The organism is Bifidobacterium stellenboschense, assembly GCF_000741785.1.
Taxonomy (GTDB): Bacteria; Actinomycetota; Actinomycetes; order Actinomycetales; family Bifidobacteriaceae; genus Bifidobacterium; species Bifidobacterium stellenboschense.
On record NZ_JGZP01000012.1, the window covers coordinates 329,617 to 347,637 of the forward strand.

At 64.3% G+C, this 18,021-nt stretch carries 13 protein-coding genes, 2 pseudogenes and 1 riboswitch; of the genes and pseudogenes, 9 read left to right on the plus strand and 6 right to left on the minus strand.

The genetic code is table 11. The annotated features are described in order from the left end of the window. Positions 1 to 40: 40 nt before the first annotated feature. From BSTEL_RS06345 to BSTEL_RS06355, 3 genes are all read left to right on the plus strand, one after another. On the plus strand, positions 41 to 1,630 hold the full coding sequence (locus tag BSTEL_RS06345; protein WP_034528397.1) for a PolC-type DNA polymerase III domain-containing protein: 1,590 nt from the start codon (positions 41 to 43) through the stop codon (positions 1,628 to 1,630). Between the two features lie 134 nt (positions 1,631 to 1,764). After that, positions 1,765 to 1,839, plus strand: a riboswitch (Fluoride riboswitch). 59 nt (positions 1,840 to 1,898) lie between these two features. Further along, positions 1,899 to 2,366 (plus strand): CrcB family protein, encoded by a 468-nt coding sequence (locus BSTEL_RS06350; RefSeq protein ID WP_051922899.1) that lies wholly within the window; start codon positions 1,899 to 1,901, stop codon positions 2,364 to 2,366. A 2-nt stretch (positions 2,367 to 2,368) separates the two neighbouring features. Beyond that, positions 2,369 to 2,740 (plus strand): fluoride efflux transporter FluC, encoded by a 372-nt coding sequence (locus tag BSTEL_RS06355; protein ID WP_034528399.1) that lies wholly within the window; start codon positions 2,369 to 2,371, stop codon positions 2,738 to 2,740. Positions 2,741 to 2,770: 30 nt separating this feature from the next. Here the strand turns inward: BSTEL_RS06355 and BSTEL_RS06360 are convergent, their stop codons facing one another. Continuing rightward, the gene (locus tag BSTEL_RS06360) at positions 2,771 to 3,304 is read right to left on the minus strand and encodes a PadR family transcriptional regulator (protein WP_238567641.1); all 534 of its coding nucleotides are present in this window, start codon (positions 3,302 to 3,304) and stop codon (positions 2,771 to 2,773) included. 161 nt (positions 3,305 to 3,465) lie between these two features. Between BSTEL_RS06360 and BSTEL_RS12730 the strand changes: the two genes are divergently transcribed. Beyond that, positions 3,466 to 4,095 carry an NADPH-dependent F420 reductase gene (locus BSTEL_RS12730; protein WP_084686145.1) on the plus strand — a complete coding sequence of 210 codons (630 nt, stop codon included), beginning with the start codon at positions 3,466 to 3,468 and terminating at the stop codon, positions 4,093 to 4,095. A gap of 218 nt (positions 4,096 to 4,313) precedes the next feature. On the opposite strand, the pseudogene BSTEL_RS12950 reads toward BSTEL_RS12730, so the two are convergent. The 3 genes and pseudogenes from BSTEL_RS12950 to BSTEL_RS06380 form a co-directional block, all read right to left on the minus strand. Beyond that, a pseudogene (locus tag BSTEL_RS12950) lies at positions 4,314 to 4,490 on the minus strand (PadR family transcriptional regulator); the annotation flags it as partial. 132 nt (positions 4,491 to 4,622) lie between these two features. Continuing rightward, positions 4,623 to 5,987, minus strand: a complete 1,365-nt coding sequence (locus BSTEL_RS06375) for an MATE family efflux transporter (RefSeq protein WP_034528402.1) — start codon at positions 5,985 to 5,987, stop codon at positions 4,623 to 4,625. 46 nt (positions 5,988 to 6,033) lie between these two features. After that, positions 6,034 to 6,504: a MerR family transcriptional regulator gene (locus BSTEL_RS06380; protein WP_051922900.1), complete on the minus strand. Its 471-nt coding sequence runs from the start codon at positions 6,502 to 6,504 to the stop codon at positions 6,034 to 6,036. Between the two features lie 154 nt (positions 6,505 to 6,658). Between BSTEL_RS06380 and BSTEL_RS06385 the strand changes: the two genes are divergently transcribed. The 5 genes from BSTEL_RS06385 (at position 6,659) to BSTEL_RS06405 (ending at position 14,605) form a co-directional block, all read left to right on the plus strand. After that, entirely contained in the window at positions 6,659 to 9,694 is a 3,036-nt protein-coding gene (locus BSTEL_RS06385) for a DEAD/DEAH box helicase family protein (RefSeq protein WP_162178985.1), read from the plus strand. Beyond that, entirely contained in the window at positions 9,691 to 11,316 is a 1,626-nt protein-coding gene (locus tag BSTEL_RS06390; RefSeq protein ID WP_034528404.1) for an HsdM family class I SAM-dependent methyltransferase, read from the plus strand. Before BSTEL_RS06385 ends, BSTEL_RS06390 begins: the two co-directional genes overlap by 4 nt. Before the next feature lies 1 nt (position 11,317). Then, positions 11,318 to 12,598 (plus strand): restriction endonuclease subunit S, encoded by a 1,281-nt coding sequence (locus BSTEL_RS06395; protein ID WP_238567643.1) that lies wholly within the window; start codon positions 11,318 to 11,320, stop codon positions 12,596 to 12,598. Between the two features lie 191 nt (positions 12,599 to 12,789). Continuing rightward, a complete protein-coding gene (locus BSTEL_RS06400; protein ID WP_034528406.1) occupies positions 12,790 to 14,046 on the plus strand; it encodes an AAA family ATPase in 1,257 nt (418 codons plus the stop codon). Next, the gene (locus BSTEL_RS06405) at positions 14,036 to 14,605 is read left to right on the plus strand and encodes a hypothetical protein (protein ID WP_034528408.1); all 570 of its coding nucleotides are present in this window, start codon (positions 14,036 to 14,038) and stop codon (positions 14,603 to 14,605) included. Before BSTEL_RS06400 ends, BSTEL_RS06405 begins: the two co-directional genes overlap by 11 nt. Positions 14,606 to 14,625: 20 nt before the next feature. On the opposite strand, the gene BSTEL_RS06410 is transcribed toward BSTEL_RS06405, so the two are convergent. Then, complete coding sequence (locus BSTEL_RS06410) at positions 14,626 to 17,199, minus strand: excinuclease ABC subunit UvrA (protein ID WP_051922914.1); 2,574 nt, start codon at positions 17,197 to 17,199, stop codon at positions 14,626 to 14,628. 46 nt (positions 17,200 to 17,245) lie between these two features. Beyond that, positions 17,246 to 18,021 (minus strand): annotated as a pseudogene (locus tag BSTEL_RS12740) (serine/threonine protein kinase); the annotation flags it as partial.

Genomic DNA, 18,021 nt, shown 5'->3' on the forward strand with positions numbered 1-18,021 from the left:
ATGAATGAGTATGAGTAGCGAAGAAAACAGCAAAGAAACAATGGAAAACAGTGGATATGCGATCGACCGCTCGTGGCTGACCGAGGCGAAGGACAGCATCAGCCAGTGGTCGTACATCATGTTGAAGGACGCGGACGACAACGACATCGATTGGGATTGGGTGCGTTCGCTCGACCTGGAGCACGGCATCGGCGTGGCCTCCCCCGAGGACCTCGAGGCGGGCGCCGCGTCCAGCGTGCACGACCTGCTCAAGGAGGATCTCGCGATTCGCGACCGACTCGAAGCCGTCATCGCGAAGATGAGCATGACGTTCATGCGCGACTTCGACCGCAGAATCAAGACGTACGACCTGCCGCGCGCGCTCGCCTACGCGGACCGTCGCCTCAACGACCAGATCGCGCTGCTGCGCGACCGCGGCATCGCCGAAGGCCTGTGGACCGTCGAGGACGAGGACCGCCAGCGCGTCACCGTGCCGGTGCTCACGCCCGCGAGGGAGGGCGTGGTCGTCGACGACATCCAGGACCGTACGGCCGAGATCGTCAACACGCGCGCCGAACGCCGCAAGGCGGACCGCGCCAAGCGCGAGGCGGCGCGGGCGCACCGCGAGCACGCGCTGTTCGAGGCCGACGAGGTGAGGAACGGCTCCGTCGAGGCGGGCCCGGACGAGTCCGCGCCGATCGAGTCGAGCTCCGACCAGGGCAGCAACGACTATCTCATCGAGGGCCAGCCGGTCATCAACGACGACAATCCCGCCGTGCCGACGGTCGAGCAGGTGAACCGCGACGAGACCGCCGTGCCCGAGGCGCGCTTCGAGAAGTCGCGCCACCGGGCCGCCGAGCATGTGGCGGCCCGTGAGGCGGCGCGGCCGAAGGACTATTGGCGCGAGGTGTTCCTGCCGGGCCGCGACGTGGACAAGGTGATGGGCATCGACCTGGAGACGAACGGCACCGAACCGTACCGCGCGTACATCATCGACGTGGGCTTCGAATACATGAACATGAAGTCCCCCCGCCCGGCGGACGCCCCCACCGGCTACGAGTACGACAAGGACTACTACGAGGGCGGCGACGCCTACGACCAGCACCGGTTCTCGTTCGGCGTGACCGACGAGGCGGCGCGCCACGGCAACCCGTTCATCATCCAGCTGACCGGCATCGACATCAAGCAGCGCGTCGGCGCCGGCTATCCGATGTTCGACGAGGACGCCGAAGCGCAGGCCGACCTGCTCAAGCGCCTGACCGCGCAGCCGTTCGTCGCGCACATGGCCACGTTCGAACACAGCTTCTTCATGCTCAACGTGAAGGGCTATGCGGAGGCGTACCGCAACGGCCACGTGACCATCATCGACACGCTGCCGATGAGCCGCCTGTGGGACGAGGGCTCCATCCCCAGCGAGGAGCATCCCGACGGCGACAACCGCCTCGACGCGTACGCGAAGCGCCAGGGCGCGCTGCGCGAGGACGACGCGGAACGCCACCTCGGCCTCGAGGACACGCACATCATGCTCCTCGCCATGAAGCACCATCTCAGGCAATTGCAGGCCGAGGCGCGCGGTCCGTGGGGCCCGAACGGCAAGGCCGGCGTCGGAGGCAAGCGCATCATCAGCCATCGTCGCCATTGGCGCCGCTGATCGGGACCTCGGCTGACGCCAACCGCTGAACGGACACCGTGTCGTCTGTTTTGATTATGCGAAACGGACGACACGGTGTCCGTTTATGGTATCCCTGCGCATATGCCGCCGCATTGTCGCGCCGTGGAGTAGGCTTGCACGCAGGCGATGGAACCCGCCCGGAAACCCGTTTTCCGAACCGCATTACCGCTGATAGTTCCTACACGATCCTCCCTTAGGGGCCGTCGTGTCTTCAGCGGACCGCGGCGGCATCCGGAAAGGCAACGACATGGGTCATCGCATACCCCAGATCCACCCCGACATCCTCGCCGTCGTCTTCGTCGGCGGCACGATCGGCACCACACTGCGCTACACGTTCACGTTGATTCCCGCGGCCGGCGACTTCCATACCGGTACCCTGGCCGCCAACCTGCTCGCCTGCCTCCTGTACGCGGGGCTGACCGCGTTCCTCGCCGGCTCCACGCGCTTCACCGCACGGTTCGGCGCGCAAGGCAGGGAGTACGCGAGCCGCGGGCTCGGCATGGGATTGTGCGGCGGGCTGTCCACGATGTCCACGCTCGCGTTGGAGTGCTTCACCGCGATCCGTTCGGGCGACACGGGCGTCGGCGTCCTGTATCTCGTCGTGACGTTCACGCTCGGCATCCTGTGCGCCGTGATCGGGGCATGGGCGGGCGGGCGTCTCGCCGCGTCCGGCGTCGCCTCCGGCTCCGTCTCCGACGCGCGGAAGGAGGCGTGACGATGGCCATGTTCCTTCCCGTGCTCGTCTGCCTGTCCGGCGGCCTGGGCGCCTCCTGCCGCTACCTGCTCGACACGACCGTCAAGACGTATTGGACGCGCGCGTTCCCGATGTCCACGTTCGTCATCAACCTGCTGGCGGGACTGCTCGCCGGACTCGTCGCCGCGGCGGCGCTCGTCGGCGGACTGGACGAGTCGTGGCGGCTGATGCTCGCCACCGGTTTCCTCGGCGGTTTCTCGACGTTCTCCACCGCGATCAACGAGATGGTGACGTTGTTCCGCAAGCGCCGCTACCCCACCGCGGCCGGCTATCTGCTGGCGAGCGTCGTCGCCCCTCCGCTCGCCGCGGCCGCCGGGTTCATGCTCGTCGCGTGACGTGGAGTCGCATGGGCTTCGGTGTCCGGATCATCCGCGGACGCCGAGCTCGCGTTCCAGCCACGCGCGTTCGGCGTCGATCTCGGCGTCGTGCACGGCGATGATGGCGCGACGGTACCTGTCTTCGACCTTGTCGTTGTCGATGGTTCCTTCGCCGTCGCTGTAGAGGCGGCGCACGTCGGCTTCGGCGAGCGAGTCGAGCCGGCGGCGCAGCACCGCGTTCCTGTCCGCCTCGTCGGGGATGACGGACAGGAACGACATGACAACCGCCCATTTGGTGATGTTGGTGAGCATGTACCCGCTCGTGCCCTTGAGCTCGGCGATGAGCGCCTCGCGGCCGGCCGGTTCGAGATGGAATTCACGCAGGCGCCGCCCGTTGACGACCGTGTGGGTCTCGCCGATGTACCCGGCCTTGACGAAGCGGCCGGTGACCGCGTGCAGCGTGCCGTCGGAGACCGCCTGCATGTAGCCCTGGAGCTGCTCCATCTTCTTGCGCAGCCTGTAGCCGCATGCGGGGCCTTCCGAAAGAAATCCCAACGTCATGAGTTCTATCGTGTTCATCATGCCCACCATGATACCTCGCTTCGATATATCTCGAAACGACACGCCGGCGGCGAACGGCGATCACCCCGCGCACCACCCGCGGAATTCCGCCGTTCTACAACCAGCCATACATTGATTCGATATATCTCAGCTTGAAATATCTCTATACCTCGAATAGAGTGATGACCAACGCGAGGGCGACGGGAACGGCAACCGCACCGCCGCCGGCAGCGACGAGCAGAACGACAACGGAACAACACCACCGGAAGGAAACCATCATGAGCAACATCACCATTTTCGGCGCGGGCAACATCGGATCCGCCGTGGCGGGCATCGCCGTCAAGGCCGGCGCGTCCGTGCAGGTCATCGACCGCAACCCGGACAAGGCCGCGGCGGCCGCCGACGGCGTCGCCGGCGCGAAGTTCGGCGAGGCCGTCACCGGCGACATCGTCGTGCTCGCCCTGCCGTTCCCCGCCTACGAGGAGACGCTCGCCGCCTACGCCGGCCAGTTCGCCGGCAAGACCATCGTCGACGTGTCCAACCCGATCGACTTCACCACCTTCGACCTGGCGCTGCCGGAGGGCGCGAAGTCCGCCGCCGAATGGCTGGCCGGCAAACTGCCCCAGTCCAAGGTCGTCAAGGGCTTCAACACGACCTTCGCCGCGACCCTGGCCACCGGCGTCAACGACGGCGCGCCGACCGTCGTCCAGCTCGCCTCCGACGACGACGCGGCCAAGAAGTCCGTCGCCGCGTTCATCGAGGCCGCGGGCCTCAAGACCGTGGACGCGGGCCCGCTGCCCGCGTCACAGTAGAAGAAATGCACGTCGCCGCCGGACAGCAGGTCGTAGCGGCGGCGCAGCACCGCGTCCCGGTCGGCCTTGTCAGGCACGACGGACAGGAAGGTGAGCACGACGCGCCAACGGTTGAAATCGGTGAGGATGAAGCCGTCCGCGGTCTTCAACGCCTCGACGAGCGCCTCACGGCCGGCCGGCTCCAACGTGAACAGGTGACGCTGGCGGCCGTCGCGCACGTCCGTCTGCTCGGAGATGAGACCGGCCTTGGCGAGACGGCCGGTCGCCGGGTAGATGGCGCCGTCGCTGAACCGGCGCATGTCGCCCTGCAGCTGCTCCATCTTCTTGCGCAGTTCGTAGCCGCACATCGTCTTCTCGGACAGGAATCCGAGAATCATCATCTCGATCAGGCTCATACCTTACTTCTCACCTCGTTTCGACATACCCAGCCATGATAGCGGCCGGCACGGATGCGCGCCGCCGCGTTCCGCCCGAGGCTGACCTCCGCCATCCGCCGGAGAACGCGACGGCCAGACGACGGGGCCGCCTCAGCGCAGCACCTTGCCGAGGATGTGGCGCATGAACGGGATGGTCGTCGCGAACGTGAGAATGTCCGCCACCGACTGGGCGACCTCGACGCCGGTCACGCCGAGGAAGTGGGGCAGGATGAGCACGATCGGCGCGAGATAGAGGCCCGTGCGGCATACGGCGAGGAACGAGGCGATGCCGGTCTTGCCCAGCGTCTGGGAGATCATGTTGCCCATCATGTTGACGCCGTTGAGCACGACCGTCACACATTCGAAGTGCAGGGCGGCGACGCCCACCGCGACCACGGCCGGGTCGGAGCGGAAGATCTCCACCAGCTGCGGCGCCGTGATCCAGATGGCCACGGCGAGCACGAGAAGCACGCCGGTGGCGAGCTTCACGCAGAACCAGTAGGCCTCGCGCACACGCGCGAACTTCCCGGCACCGTAGTTATAGCCGCAGACGGGCTGGAATCCCTGACCGAGACCGATGATGACCGAGTTCGCACCGAGCATGATGCGCATGACAATGGCCATGCCGGCGATGGCCGCGTCTCCGAACGGGTTGGCGGCGATGTTCACGCACGTGGTGGCGATCGAGCCGGCCCCCTGCCGGACCAGCGACGGCAGGCCGCCTCCCGCGATCTCGCGCAGGAGCAGCGGGTCGGGACGGCAGTTGCGCAGCGACAGCTTCAGCACGCCGAACCGTGCGCTCATCACGGTGAGGATGATGAAGCTCACCGTCTGGCAGATGCCGGTGGCGAGGCCCGCGCCGAAGATGCCCATGTGGGCCACGAAGATGAACAACGGGGCGAGCAGGAAGTTGAGCAGTGCTCCGGCGACGAGGCCGATCATGCCGAACGCGGACTGGCCCTGATAGCGCAGCAGGCCGTTCAGGGCGAACGAGCCGCACACGCACGGCGCGGCCACGAGGATGGGCGTCAGGTAGGTGACCGCGTACGGGGCGATGGTCGCGGTCGACCCCAACGCCATGACCAGCGGTCGCAGCGTGGCGAGGCAGACGATGGTCACGACGAGACCGGAGAGCACGGCGCCCGCGAATCCGATGGCGAGCAGCTTGGAGGCGCGTTCGTCGTTGCGTTTGCCGAGTTCGCGGCTCATCGAATTGCCCGCACCGTTGCCGAAGAAGAAGCCGAGCGCCTGCAGGATGGTCATGATGGAGAACGCGATGCCGATCGCGCCCGACTGCGAGGTGCCCAATTGGCCGATGAAGAACGTGTCGGTCAGATTGTATGCGGTGGTCACCAGATTCGACACGACCGCCGGGATGCACAGCCGCAGAATCAGCGGCTTGACGGGGCTTTGCGTCATCTGCCGGTATTTCGCGTCGGCCGAGGCCCTTCCGATTCCTGCATGCTTCTGAATCACGGAACGATACTGTACTCCCGTCGCGCCGGATGCGCCCCGCGTCGTCCTACCGGCCGGTCTGGGCCTGTGTCTGGAGGCGCCTGACCTGCGTGATAACGTCGCGATGCTCGTCGAGCAGCGCCTGCGCGTCGTCGTCCCGCCCCTCCGCGATGGCCCGCCAGTAGAGGGTCTTCAAGGAGACGTACGCCTGCTGCATGCGGATGGCCTCGGCACGTGCGGCGAGCCGCAGCGCCTGTGCGTCGAGCAGTTCGATCTGCCGCCGCGCGCCCGCCGCGCCGTCCTGCGAGTTGCGCAGGTATTCGCGCATCGATTCGAGCGGCATGCCCGTGGCGGACAGGCATGCGATCGTCGTGAGTCGGGTCAGGTCGTCGTCCGAATAGGCGCGACGCCCGGACGGGTCGCGTGCGATCGGCGGAATGATGCCGATCTGCTCGTAGTACCGCAACGTGGATTCCGGCAGTCCGGAGGCGAGCGACGCCTCGCGGATCGTATGCCAGGTGGTGGTGTTCAGGCTCATATCCCCCATCGAAACACCCTGGCCCGGCGGTGTCCAATGCCCGCGCCCAATCGCCGGGTATGCGCGCATTGCATCGCGACACGTGACGGTATCATGGAACGAGCGCGCTTCGACGAGGATGGAGACGAGGATGCATGGTCCCGAGGATAGATATGTGAAGGTTCCGGCGCTGGCCCATGCCACGCGGCTCGGATGGCGGTACCGTTCCATCCGCCGCGACAAGCCCGGCATCGACTACGATCCGGACACCAACATCTTCTACGAACCGTTCACGGACGCGCTCCGTCGCCTGAATCCCGGCAAGCCCGTCGATGACGGGCGCGCACGGTCCCTGATCCGCAGGATCTCCGTCATGCTCGCGGCGGAGGATCTGGGACGCTCGTTCCTCGCGGCCGTCCGATCCGGATTGGACGGCTATCGGCTCGTCGATTTCGACGACGTCGACCGCAACGACTTCACCGTCGTCACCGAGCTCACGTATGCGAACGGCGACGACGAGTTCCGTCCGGACATCACCTTCCTGATCAACGGCATGCCGTTGTGCTTCATGGAGGTCAAGCGTATCGGCAACCGCAACGGCATCCTCGCCGAACGGGATCGGATGCGCGTGCGGTTCCGCAATCCCGCCTTCCGACGGTTCGCGAACATCACGCAGATCATGGCGTTCAGCAACAATGAACCCTACGACGACTCCGACCGCGAACCGGTGCAGGGGTCGTTCTATGCGACGGCCGCATACGGCGGTGTGAGACTCAACCGTTTCCGCGAGGAGGAGCATGGCGGGGACGGTCCGCTCGCCTCGCTCGGGCCGCGGAACGACGAGACGGAGAGGACGATCCTCCGGGACAACAATCTCATCAGCCAATGGCGCACTCCCGAATGGGAGGGATCGGTCGCGCCGGAGAATCCCGCGAACGCGATCATCGCCTCCCTGTTCTCCCATGACCGTCTCATGTTCCTGCTGCGCTACGGCCTGTGCTACAAGGAGTACACGAACGACGACGGCATCCGCGTGATCGAGAAGCACATCATGCGCTACCCGCAGTTCTTCGCATCGCAGGCGGTGCGTCGCATGCTGGACGCCGGAACGAGGCAGGGCGTGATCTGGCATACGCAGGGCAGCGGCAAGACGGAGCTGGCGTTCCTGCTCGCCCGCTACCTGCGCGACTACTATCAGCATCGCGGCCGCATCCTGCACACGTTCTTCATCGTGGACCGCATCGATCTGGCGAACCAGGCGGCCGACGAGTTCACGGCGCGAGGCGCGCAGGTGCTCCGTGCCGATTCGAGGGACGCTTTCGTAAAACTGCTGCGCGAACCATCCGCCTGGGCGATGGGGCGTTCCGACACGGATGTCGCCGCCGCGGCGAAGATCGCCGTGGTGAACATCCAGAAATTCAACGAGGACGCCACCGCCCTGCAGACCGAATACGGGCTCGACACGCAACGACTGTTCTTCATCGACGAGGCGCACCGCGACTACAAGCCCGGCAAAAGCTTCCTGTCCGCGCTGGTCAACGCGGATCGTGACGCGGTGCGCATCGCCCTGACCGGCACGCCGCTCATCAGGCAGAAGAACGGCGCCGACACCAAGCAGGTGTTCGGCGACTACATCCACACGTACTTCTACGACCGTTCCATCGCCGACGGCTATACGCTGCGCCTGTTGCGCGAGGACGTCCGCCCCCGGTTCAAGGTGCGGATGAAGGAGATCATGGAGACTCTGCGGGAGGTCGACAAGCTCGTGAAGACGAGCGCGGTGTGCGAACATCCCCGTTTCGTCGAACCGCTGACGGAATACATCGTCGACGACCTCATGCAGTCGCGTATCGCGCTTGGACGGGAATGTGACAACATCGGCGCGATGGTCGTGGCACGGACGTCACGGCAGGCGAGGAACATCTTCGCCGCGCTGCAACGCTACGACACCGACGTCTCCTCCGCGCTCGTGCTCTACGACGAAGGATCCAAGGAGGATCAGCGCGATGCCCAGCTGCGGTTCAAGCGCGGCGAGATCGACATCCTCGTGGTGTACAAGATGCTGCTCACGGGATTCGATGCGCCCAGGCTCAAGAAGATGTACCTCTGCCAGCCGTTGGAAGCGCACAACCTCCTGCAGGCCCTCACCCGCGTGAACCGCCCGTACAAGAACATGGACCATGGGTTCGTGGTCGACTTCGTGGACATCGCCAAGCAATTCGACAAGGCGAACCACGATTATCTGCGCGAGCTCAACGACGAGTTCGGAGACGACGCCTCACGGTACGCGAGCATGTTCGACGATCCGAAGGCCATCGCGGCCGATCTCGACGACATCAAGACGACGCTGTGGCCGTACAGCACGACCAACATGCTCGCCTTCACGAAGGAGATGGCCGCCATAGAGGACGAGGACGAACTCCACAGGATCCGCAAGGCCCTCGAACGCTACAAGGAGCTGCGCAACCTCGCCTCGCTGTACGGGCACGACGAGCTCGGCGATCATTTCGACATCGGCATGTTCCAAAGCCTGCTCAACGAAGTGAACCTGCGCATCGACCGCATCAACCGGAAGAAGGCGCTCGCCGCCGGCAGACTCTCCACCGGGGCGCTCAACATCCTGCTGGAGAACCTGGAGTTCAGTTTCGAACGCCGCGACACGCAGGAGCTGGTCGTGGCCGACAGGCTCAGGACCGCGATCAGAAACACGGGCGGCTCGTTCCGGAACAACAGGGACAATCATGATCCCCAATTCGTGAATCTCATGGACAAGCTCGGAGACAAACTCCGCCGGGCCAACATGGAGGAGATCACCACCGGCGAGATAACCGATCTGATATCCGAACTCGAGAAACTCAAACGGCAGATGGACGAGCTCAACCGCCGGAACGACCTGATCGCCGGCAAGTACGACGGCGACGAGAAATACATGCGCATCCACAAGGCCATGATGCGCGACGCCGATACGCCGGTCGACAGCGACCGCAGGCTCGCCGACATCCTGACCGCCATGAAACGGTCGATCGACCTGATGGTGGAAAGCAATACGGCGGCGCTCGACCAGCCGGCGGCGTTCAAACGCGGATTGGGCCCGAAGGTGATAGGCGCGTTCAGGGAGAACGGCGCGACCTGCTCGCCGACCGTGGTCGCCACGACCATCGACAGGCTTTACAATGAGTACTCCGACGAAAGGAAGAACCACCTCGGATGAACACCGCGATCCTCAACAGCACCCTCGCCATGATCGACAAGCTGAAGACCGTATGCGCCGACTTCGGCTTGGCGAACGACAGCAGCGAATACAAGATCATCACCGAATCGTTCCTGTACAAGTATCTCAACGACAGGATGCTCCACGAGCTTGGGAAGCTCCCGGAATTCGAGGGGTGCAAGGGCGTGTCCGCCATCGGGGAACGCTACCGTTCGCTGGATGCCGACGCGCGCGCGATGCTCCCCTACGAGTTGGGCACGACGGCGATCATCCGCCCCGAATGGACGGTCGCGGCATTGTTTAACCGGCAGAACGAGGAGGGGTTCGCGAAGACGTTCGACGAGGCGCTGCTCGGCATCGCCGCCGACAACATCGACGTGTACGCGGTGAAGGCGGGCGCCGAGTCGATCACCCTGTTCCAAGGCGTCTCCCGGTTCATCGTGGAGGAGTACAAGCGCGACGGGTTCTGCTCGGCGCTGATCAACGTGCTCGCCGATTTCAGCTTCGCGGACGCGTTCTCGCAGGGCTACGACTTCTTCTCGCAGGTGTTCGAATATCTCATCAAGGACTACAACAAGGATTCGGGAAGCTACGGCGAGTATTTCACGCCGCACGCGATCGCGAGCATCATGGCGCGCATCCTCGCCCCCGAGGGGGACAGCGACGTGACCGTATACGATCCGGCCGCGGGTTCGGGCACGCTGGTGCTCGCCTTGGCGCATCAGTTGGGCGAGGGCAACTGCACCGTGTACACGCAGGACCGTTCGCAGAAGGCCAACGAGTTCATGCGATTGAACCTCATCCTGAACGGCCAGGTCGCCTCACTCGCGAACGTCGTGCACGACGATACGCTCGTCTCGCCCCGCCACCTGACGAAGGACGGCACGGCGTTGAAGACGTTCGACTACATCGTGTCGAACCCGCCGTTCAAGGCGGATTTCTCGTCGAGCCGCGACCTGCTCGCCTCGGAGAAGTACGGGAAACGGTTCTGGGCGGGCGTGCCGAAAATCCCGGCGAAGAACCCGGACAAGATGGCGATCTATCTCATGTTCCTCCAGCACATCGTCGATTCGATGAAGCCGGGCGGTCGTGCGGCGATCGTCGTGCCGACCGGCTTCCTCACGGCGAAGAGCCGCATCGAGACGACGATCAGGGAGAACATGGTGGACAGCGGCATGCTACGCGGCGTGGTCTCCATGCCAAGCAACATCTTCGCGAACACGGGCACGAACGTGTCAATCATCTTCCTCGACCGATCGAAGCAGTACGACAAGGCGCTGCTCATGGACGCCTCGAAGCTCGGCTCGAAGGAGAAGGTCGGCAAGAACCAGCGCACCGTGCTTGCCGACGGCGAGATCGCGCGCATCATCGACGTGTTCAACCGCGTGGAGGAGCAGGACGATTTCTCGGTGCTCGCCGACTACGACGACATCAAGGCGAAGCGCTACTCGTTCAGCGCCGGCCAGTACTTTGAAGTGAAAATCGAATACGAGGACATTACTCCCGAACAATTCCGGGAGGAGATGGAGACACGCATGGGCACGCTGCGCGACCTGTGGGCCGAAGGCGAACGCCTCCAGCAGGAAATCGAGGAGCAGATGAAGGCGGTGCGCCTTGCGTAAAGTGAAGCTTGGCGACATCGCAGAGCTCTCGACTGGTCCGTTCGGCAGCCAGTTGCATCAGAGTGACTACGTGGAAGAAGGCATTCCCGTAGTGATGCCGCAGGATATTGATTCCAATCGACGTTTTCACGATTCTGCACGGATTGGCACTAGCGATTACAACAGGCTCAACAGACATGCTCTGCGAACCGCGGACATAGTTTTCGCTCGACGAGGGGAAGTCGATAAACATGCGTTCGTGCACGCTAATGATTTGCCCGCGTTATGTGGTACCGGATGCCTGCGTATACGAGTGGATAAGGACAAAGCGCTACCTGAATTTGTCTCATACTATTTAAGCAGGCCTGAAAGCCGGCAGTATCTACGCACGCATGCAGTAGGTTCCAATATGCCGAATCTGAACACCGGCATATTGAGTGAGATTGAAATTGTTTTGCCCGACATTCATGAGCAGGAATCCATTGTCTCACTGCTCTCCTCCATTGACGCGAAGATCGAGACGAACGGGAAGATCATCGCGGAACTGGAGTCGCTGGCGCGCACCGTCTACGACTACTGGTTCACCCAGTTCGACTTCCCCGACGAGCAAGGCAATCCCTACCGCTCCTCCGGCGGCCGCATGGTCCACGACCCCACCCTCGACCGCGACATCCCCGAAGGATGGAAAGTGACGGCGGCGAATGAACTGGTCTCCATCGACAGGGGCATCTCTTACACCGCCGACGAATTGTCCGATGAGGGCACTCCCCTCATCAATCTGGCTTCGTTCAACACGAATGCGACCTATAAGCCGGCCGGGCTCAAACATTTCACCGGGAAAACCAAGGACTCGAAATTCCTCTCGGCAAACGACCTCGTCATGTGCGTCACCCAACAGACCCCGATAGACCCGGCCGGCGCAACGGATGTCATCGCGAAGACCTTCCTCGTGCCGGACATATACGAGGACAGCGCCACCATGTCGATGGATGTCGTGCGTCTGTCGGAACAGCGGGAAGGCGTACGGTTCCTGTTGAATCAGATGCTCACCCGTTCCGACTATCATCGTTACGCCAGCGGCTATGCCAGCGGCACGAAAATCAAGCATCTTGATGTCGAAGGCGCCTTATCGTTCCCCATGGCCTTGCCCCAGAACGATTCGCTGATTGAGGAATACGCCGCTCTGTCGGAACGGTGGTACGCGCGAATCTCAGTCTGTTTGAAGGAGTCCGCCCGTCTCACCGCGCTGCGCGACCGTCTCCTCCCCCTCCTCATGAGCGGTCAGGCCGTCGGCGGACGGTAGCACCCCATATCTCCCGCTGTTACGAACACTCCGGTGACTACCAACAGCATGTCCTCACCGAACACACATCGCACACGGCATCAGGAGCCGGCGGTCGAAGACGAGGGAACGATGCGCGGCGGAAACGTCCCCCGTCTTTCGTATGCTATAACCAGAAAAACTGGTTATAGCATACGAAAGACGGGGCAATCATGCATGTGCTGAAGTTCACGATCGACGGTCTGGACCTCTACCGCGCCCAAGCCGTCTCCATGGACCTGTACGCCTCCGACCGCGTCTCCGCACAGGCCGCCACCGTCCACCGGCTCGATGGCCTCGGAGCCGGAATCTGCTCCCAGACCGTTCTGGGCATCGCCGGTCTCAACGCATCCGGGAAAACCACCACACTGCGAGCCCTGAACTTCGCACTGGACATCGCCCGCGGCAATCCCATGGATGCCGACCATCTAGTCTACGGTCCGCTCGTCACGCTGATGAACGGTCTGGTGAGCACGCGCATCGTATTCACCCATGCCGACAATTGGTATCTGCTGGAATCCATCATCCGCACGGCTCGTACCAGAACCGGCCAGGGAGACGGCACACCATACGAATCCGGCATCACTCTGCATTTCACCGAGGAACGTCTCTGGCGGCATACCGACAAGCCCGTGCAGAAGAAGGAATTAGCCGACTTCGCCGTGTTCAAGGAGCATTGCGAGGAAATCCTGACCAGAGGCGTCGGCGGAGACCATGAACTCGCACCGGAAGCCAAACGCTACATCCCCTCCTATGCCTCCATCACGTCCGGATTGTACGCCGAGCAGGAGGATGCGACACCGGTGATGAACTACATCGACTCCTTCCGCACACCGTTCTCCGCTCCCTCCGTGGCCCCGGACATCGTGCACACCTTCGACCGGAGCGTCGAAAAGCTGACCGTGGACGACGACGGCAAGGTCCACCTCAAATTCGTCGACGACGTCCGAGAACGCGTGCTCGGACAGTTCGATGCCGTGCAGATGCTGTCCGCGGGAACCATACGAGGCAGCCGCATCGTCAACGCCACCGTCGGGGTGCTACGCGAAGGCGGCTACTTCCTTGTCGACGAGATCGAGAACAGTCTGAACAAAAAGCTGGTGGAGACCATCATGGATCTGTTCGCCTCCCCCGTGACCAATCCTAGGGGAGCGACACTGGTGTTCACCACGCACTACCCTGAGCTGCTGGATCATCTTGAGCGCAAGGACTGCGTCTACTTCGCAGTCAGAGACGAAAACCGACGCATACGGCTCATCAAGTACTCCGAGGGGCTTGCACAGGCGGCACCCAAGAAGGCCCGCGTGGAATCCAAGAAAAGCGAGATCTTCTTCTCCAACCTCGTCAAAGGCACCGCCCCCAAAGCCAAGGACGTAGCGGCCATGCGCCAATACATCAAATCGATGACGGGAGCCCACGATGCTCGATGACCGTTCCCGCGCGACACTGCAGAACGCTCGCATCCTCTTCGTCTGCGAAGGGTCATGCGAGCGTGTCGTCATCGAGACGCTGCTGGCTTCCGGCAAGCTCATCATCGACGAATCCGCCGCCATACGGGAAACCATCACCGACAGACCAACGACGAATTGCCGAGCGGCGAAAACCATTCAGGACGTATTCCTCGGACTCGACTACGAGCAACCCGTAGCCATCATCCGCATTCTCGATTCGCGTAAGGAACAATTCCATCTTTCCTATCCGTACAGCGAAACGGTTCCTGTATTCAACTGCTATACGAGACCGGAAATCGAAATGCTGGCGATCATCAAAGAGAACGAGTTCGGTAGATACAATAAGCGCGCCAAGAACAAAGCCAAGCCCAGCGAGTTCTGCAAGAAGACGTTGGGCTTGGGCAACATCAAGAACGAGTCGTTCCTCCGGCGATACTGGTCGGATGCCGACGAGCTATGCCGTTGCCTGTTGGAATATCGTAGGCTGCATAAGCCGGAACGCGACAACGAACTCACCATCGCCGACCTGTTGAAATAGGTCTTTCCGCACCACCCCCCCTACCGCAGGTACCGGCCCGTCACGCTGTCCGGGTTCGCGGCGACGACTTCCGGCGTGCCGGTGGCGACGATGCGGCCGCCGGCGGCGCCTCCGCCGGGGCCCATGTCGATGATCCAGTCGGCGTTGGCGATCATATCGAGGTCGTGTTCGATGACGACGACGGTCGCCCCGCCTTCGACGAGCCGGTCGAACACGCCGAGCAGCACGCGCACGTCCAACGGGTGCAGGCCGATGGTCGGCTCGTCGAACACGAACACGGCGTCCGACTGGGCGCGGCCCATCTCACTGGCGAGCTTCAACCGTTGCGCCTCGCCGCCGGACAGGGCGGGCGTCGGCTCCCCCAGCGTGAGATAGCCGAGTCCCAGATCATGCAGCGTCTCCAACCGCGCATGCACCTTGCGCATGTCTCCGGTCACGTCCAGCGCCTCGTCGACGCTCATCGCCATCAATTGCGGCAGGGTGAGCGCGCGCCCGTCCCGCCCCACACGATGCACGGCAGCGGCGGCGGGCGCGTAGCGCGAGCCGCGGCAGTCGGGGCAGTCGATGCTCACGTCGGGCAGGAACTGCACGTCGAGCGAGATCGACCCGGTGCCGTCGCAGGTGGGGCAGCGCAATCGCCCCGTGTTGTAGGAGAAGTCGCCGGCCTTCCAGCCGCCTTGCTTCGCCTCGTCGGTGCGGGCGAACGCGCGGCGCAGGTCGTCGTGGATTCCCGCGTACGTGGCGACGGTGGAGCGCACGTTCGCGCCGATCGGCGTCGCGTCGATGAGGTTCGCACGCCGGATGCCGTCCGCCGCGATCGCACGCACGTGCGCGGGCATCGCGGTGTCTTCCGCGTTCGCCCGCAACGCGGGAATCAACGATTCGAGCACCATCGTCGTCTTGCCGGAACCGGACACACCCGTCACCACGGTGAGACGCCCGCGCGGTACGTCCACGACCAGCGGCTTCACCGTGTGCAACGGCCCGGTCTCCATGTGTATCGCGCCCGCCTCGAACATCCGGCCCGCGTCAATCCGCACACGCACCCGTTCCGGACCGGTCTCGGCGAGGAACGGCGCGATGCGGCTGCCCCGCTCCCCCGCGGCCGCCACGTCGGCGACCGTGCCCTGCGCGATCACGTGGCCGCCGGCCGCGCCCGCGACCGGCCCCATCTCGATGAGATGGTCGCATGCCTTGAGCACGCGCACGTCATGGTCGACGACGACCACGGTGTTGCCGTCCGCCACGAGGTCGCACATCACGCCGATCAGCCCGTCCACGTTCGCCGGATGCAGGCCGATGGACGGCTCGTCGAGCACGTACAGCACGCCGGTGGTCCGGTTGCGCACGGCGCGCGCCAGTTGGACGCGCTGCCGCTCACCGGTGGACAGCGTGGAGCCTGCGCGGTCGAGCGCGAGATAGCCGAGGCCGAGTTCCAGCAGGCGTCTGGCCACGTCGAGGAACGATTCGGCGATGTTCGTCGCCATCGGATGCATCGCCTCGGGCAGCGTGGCGGGCACGCCGCGCACCCAGTCGACCGCCTCGTCCAGGGTCATGGCGCTCGCCTGGGCAAGATCCAGCCCGCGCACCTCGGGGCCGCGCGCCGCCTTGCTCAGGCGCGTGCCGCCGCAGTCCCGGCACGGCTTCTCCTCGAGGAACCGCGCGACGCGTTTCAGTCCCTTCTCGTCCTTGGCCTTGGCGAGCGCGTTCTCGACGGTGTACACGGCATTGAAATAGGTGAAATCAAGTTCGGCGAAATCGTCGCTTTTCTTCGACCGGTAGAGGATGTGCTTCTTGACGGCCGGCCCGTGGTACACGATGTCGCGTTCCTTGGGACTCAGGTCGCGGAACGGCACGTCGGTGCGCACGCCCATCGCCCGGCACACGTCCTTCATCAGGTCCCACATGAGCGACCCCCATGGGGCGACGGCGCCTTCGTCGATGGTCTTCGACTCGTCGGGCACGAGCGAGGCGAGGTTCACTTCGCGCATGACGCCGGTGCCGGAGCAGGTGGGGCATGCGCCGGCCGAGTTGAAGGCGAGGGATTCGGCACCGGGTCCGAAGAACGTCTCGCCGCATGCGGCGCAGCGGATGGGCAGTTCGGCGGCCACGTCGAGCGTAGGTTCGTGGCGTGCCCCGCAGTGCGGGCACACGTGCGCGCCGCAGCGGGAGAACAGGAGGCGCAGGCTGTTGAGCAGTTCGCTCATCGTGCCGAACGTGGAGCGCACGCCGGGCACGGCGGGCCGCTGGTGGAGGGCGAGCGCGGCGGGCACGTGGCGCACGTCGTCGACCTGCGCGCGCGTCGCCTGGGTGAGCCGGCGGCGCGTGTACGTGGACAGGGCCTCCAGGTAGCGGCGTGAGCCTTCCGCGTAGAGCACGCCCAGGGCGAGCGAGCTTTTGCCTGATCCGGAGACGCCGGCCACGCCGGTGAGCGCGTTCAACGGCACGTCCACGTCGATGTTCTTGAGGTTGTGCACGTGCGCGCCGCGCACTTCGATCGAGGTCGGCGTGTAGTGCTCCCCCGCGCGGGCGTCGTCTTCCGTCCGCGCTTCCGCCTGTTCTTTCGTCCGTGCCTTCGCATGCTCGTCTGCCATGCGGCCCATTGTAGGTGCCGTGCGCCCGTTCCCGCCGCGCGCCGGTTCACGCGGTGTGCGCGTGGATCTCGTATGACGCGTATGCGGGCAGGTCGTAGGTCTCGATGGAGAACGCGCGGCTCTTCCCCGTCGCCGGTTTGGCGACGTACTCGTTGCGCCCGAAGATGATCGTTCCGGTCTTGTCGCGCAGGACGAGCGTCACGATGATGTCGTCCGTGTACACGCCTTTGCCGTCGTCATCGTCGCGGTCGGTCGTCACTTCGCCGCCGAACGTGACGCCGTCAAGGTCGGTCTTGCGTTCCGTCGCGTCGCGCACACTGTACGATTCGGCTCCGCCCGTGTCGAGCAGGTCGTCGGAGGATGGCGTCTCGACGGTGAAGTCGACGGTCGCGGGTTTCTCCCCGTCGCCGCTCTGTCCGCTGAAGTACGCGGTCTCGCCGGCGAAGACGAGCGGGAAGACGGGCGTGTCGGCGAACATGACGGATCCGTCGGCGGCGCGACCGGTGACGGTGACTCTCGGGAATCGGACGGCGCGTGTCGTATCCGTGTTGCGCAGGGCGAGCGCGTATTCCACGTATCCGCTTTCGGCCGACCAGCCGGATTCGACGAGTTCGAGCGGATTGTGCGCCACGGTGTCCGTGCCGCCGGTCGCGTCGCCGGTCGAATCGTGCGAACCGTTCGCGCCATCCGCGCCATTGCCGGAGGATGTCCCGTCGCCGCCCGTCAAAGGCCGCGACGTCGTCGACGACGCGGATGACGCGGCGTTCCCGGCGTCGGCGAGGTGCAACGCCGCGTATCCGACGCCGGCGGCGAGCAGGAGCG

Coding starts and splice junctions, on each gene's coding strand:
- BSTEL_RS06405 (WP_034528408.1), top strand. CDS start 14,036: ATGCTCGATGACCGTTCCCGCGCGACACTGCAGAACGCTCGCATCCTC.
- BSTEL_RS06390 (WP_034528404.1), top strand. CDS start 9,691: ATGAACACCGCGATCCTCAACAGCACCCTCGCCATGATCGACAAGCTG.
- BSTEL_RS12730 (WP_084686145.1), top strand. CDS start 3,466: ATGACCAACGCGAGGGCGACGGGAACGGCAACCGCACCGCCGCCGGCA.
- BSTEL_RS06380 (WP_051922900.1), bottom strand. CDS start 6,504: ATGAGCCTGAACACCACCACCTGGCATACGATCCGCGAGGCGTCGCTC.
- BSTEL_RS06400 (WP_034528406.1), top strand. CDS start 12,790: ATGCATGTGCTGAAGTTCACGATCGACGGTCTGGACCTCTACCGCGCC.
- BSTEL_RS06360 (WP_238567641.1), bottom strand. CDS start 3,304: ATGATGAACACGATAGAACTCATGACGTTGGGATTTCTTTCGGAAGGC.
- BSTEL_RS06345 (WP_034528397.1), top strand. CDS start 41: ATGGAAAACAGTGGATATGCGATCGACCGCTCGTGGCTGACCGAGGCG.
- BSTEL_RS06355 (WP_034528399.1), top strand. CDS start 2,369: ATGGCCATGTTCCTTCCCGTGCTCGTCTGCCTGTCCGGCGGCCTGGGC.
- BSTEL_RS06350 (WP_051922899.1), top strand. CDS start 1,899: ATGGGTCATCGCATACCCCAGATCCACCCCGACATCCTCGCCGTCGTC.
- BSTEL_RS06410 (WP_051922914.1), bottom strand. CDS start 17,199: ATGGCAGACGAGCATGCGAAGGCACGGACGAAAGAACAGGCGGAAGCG.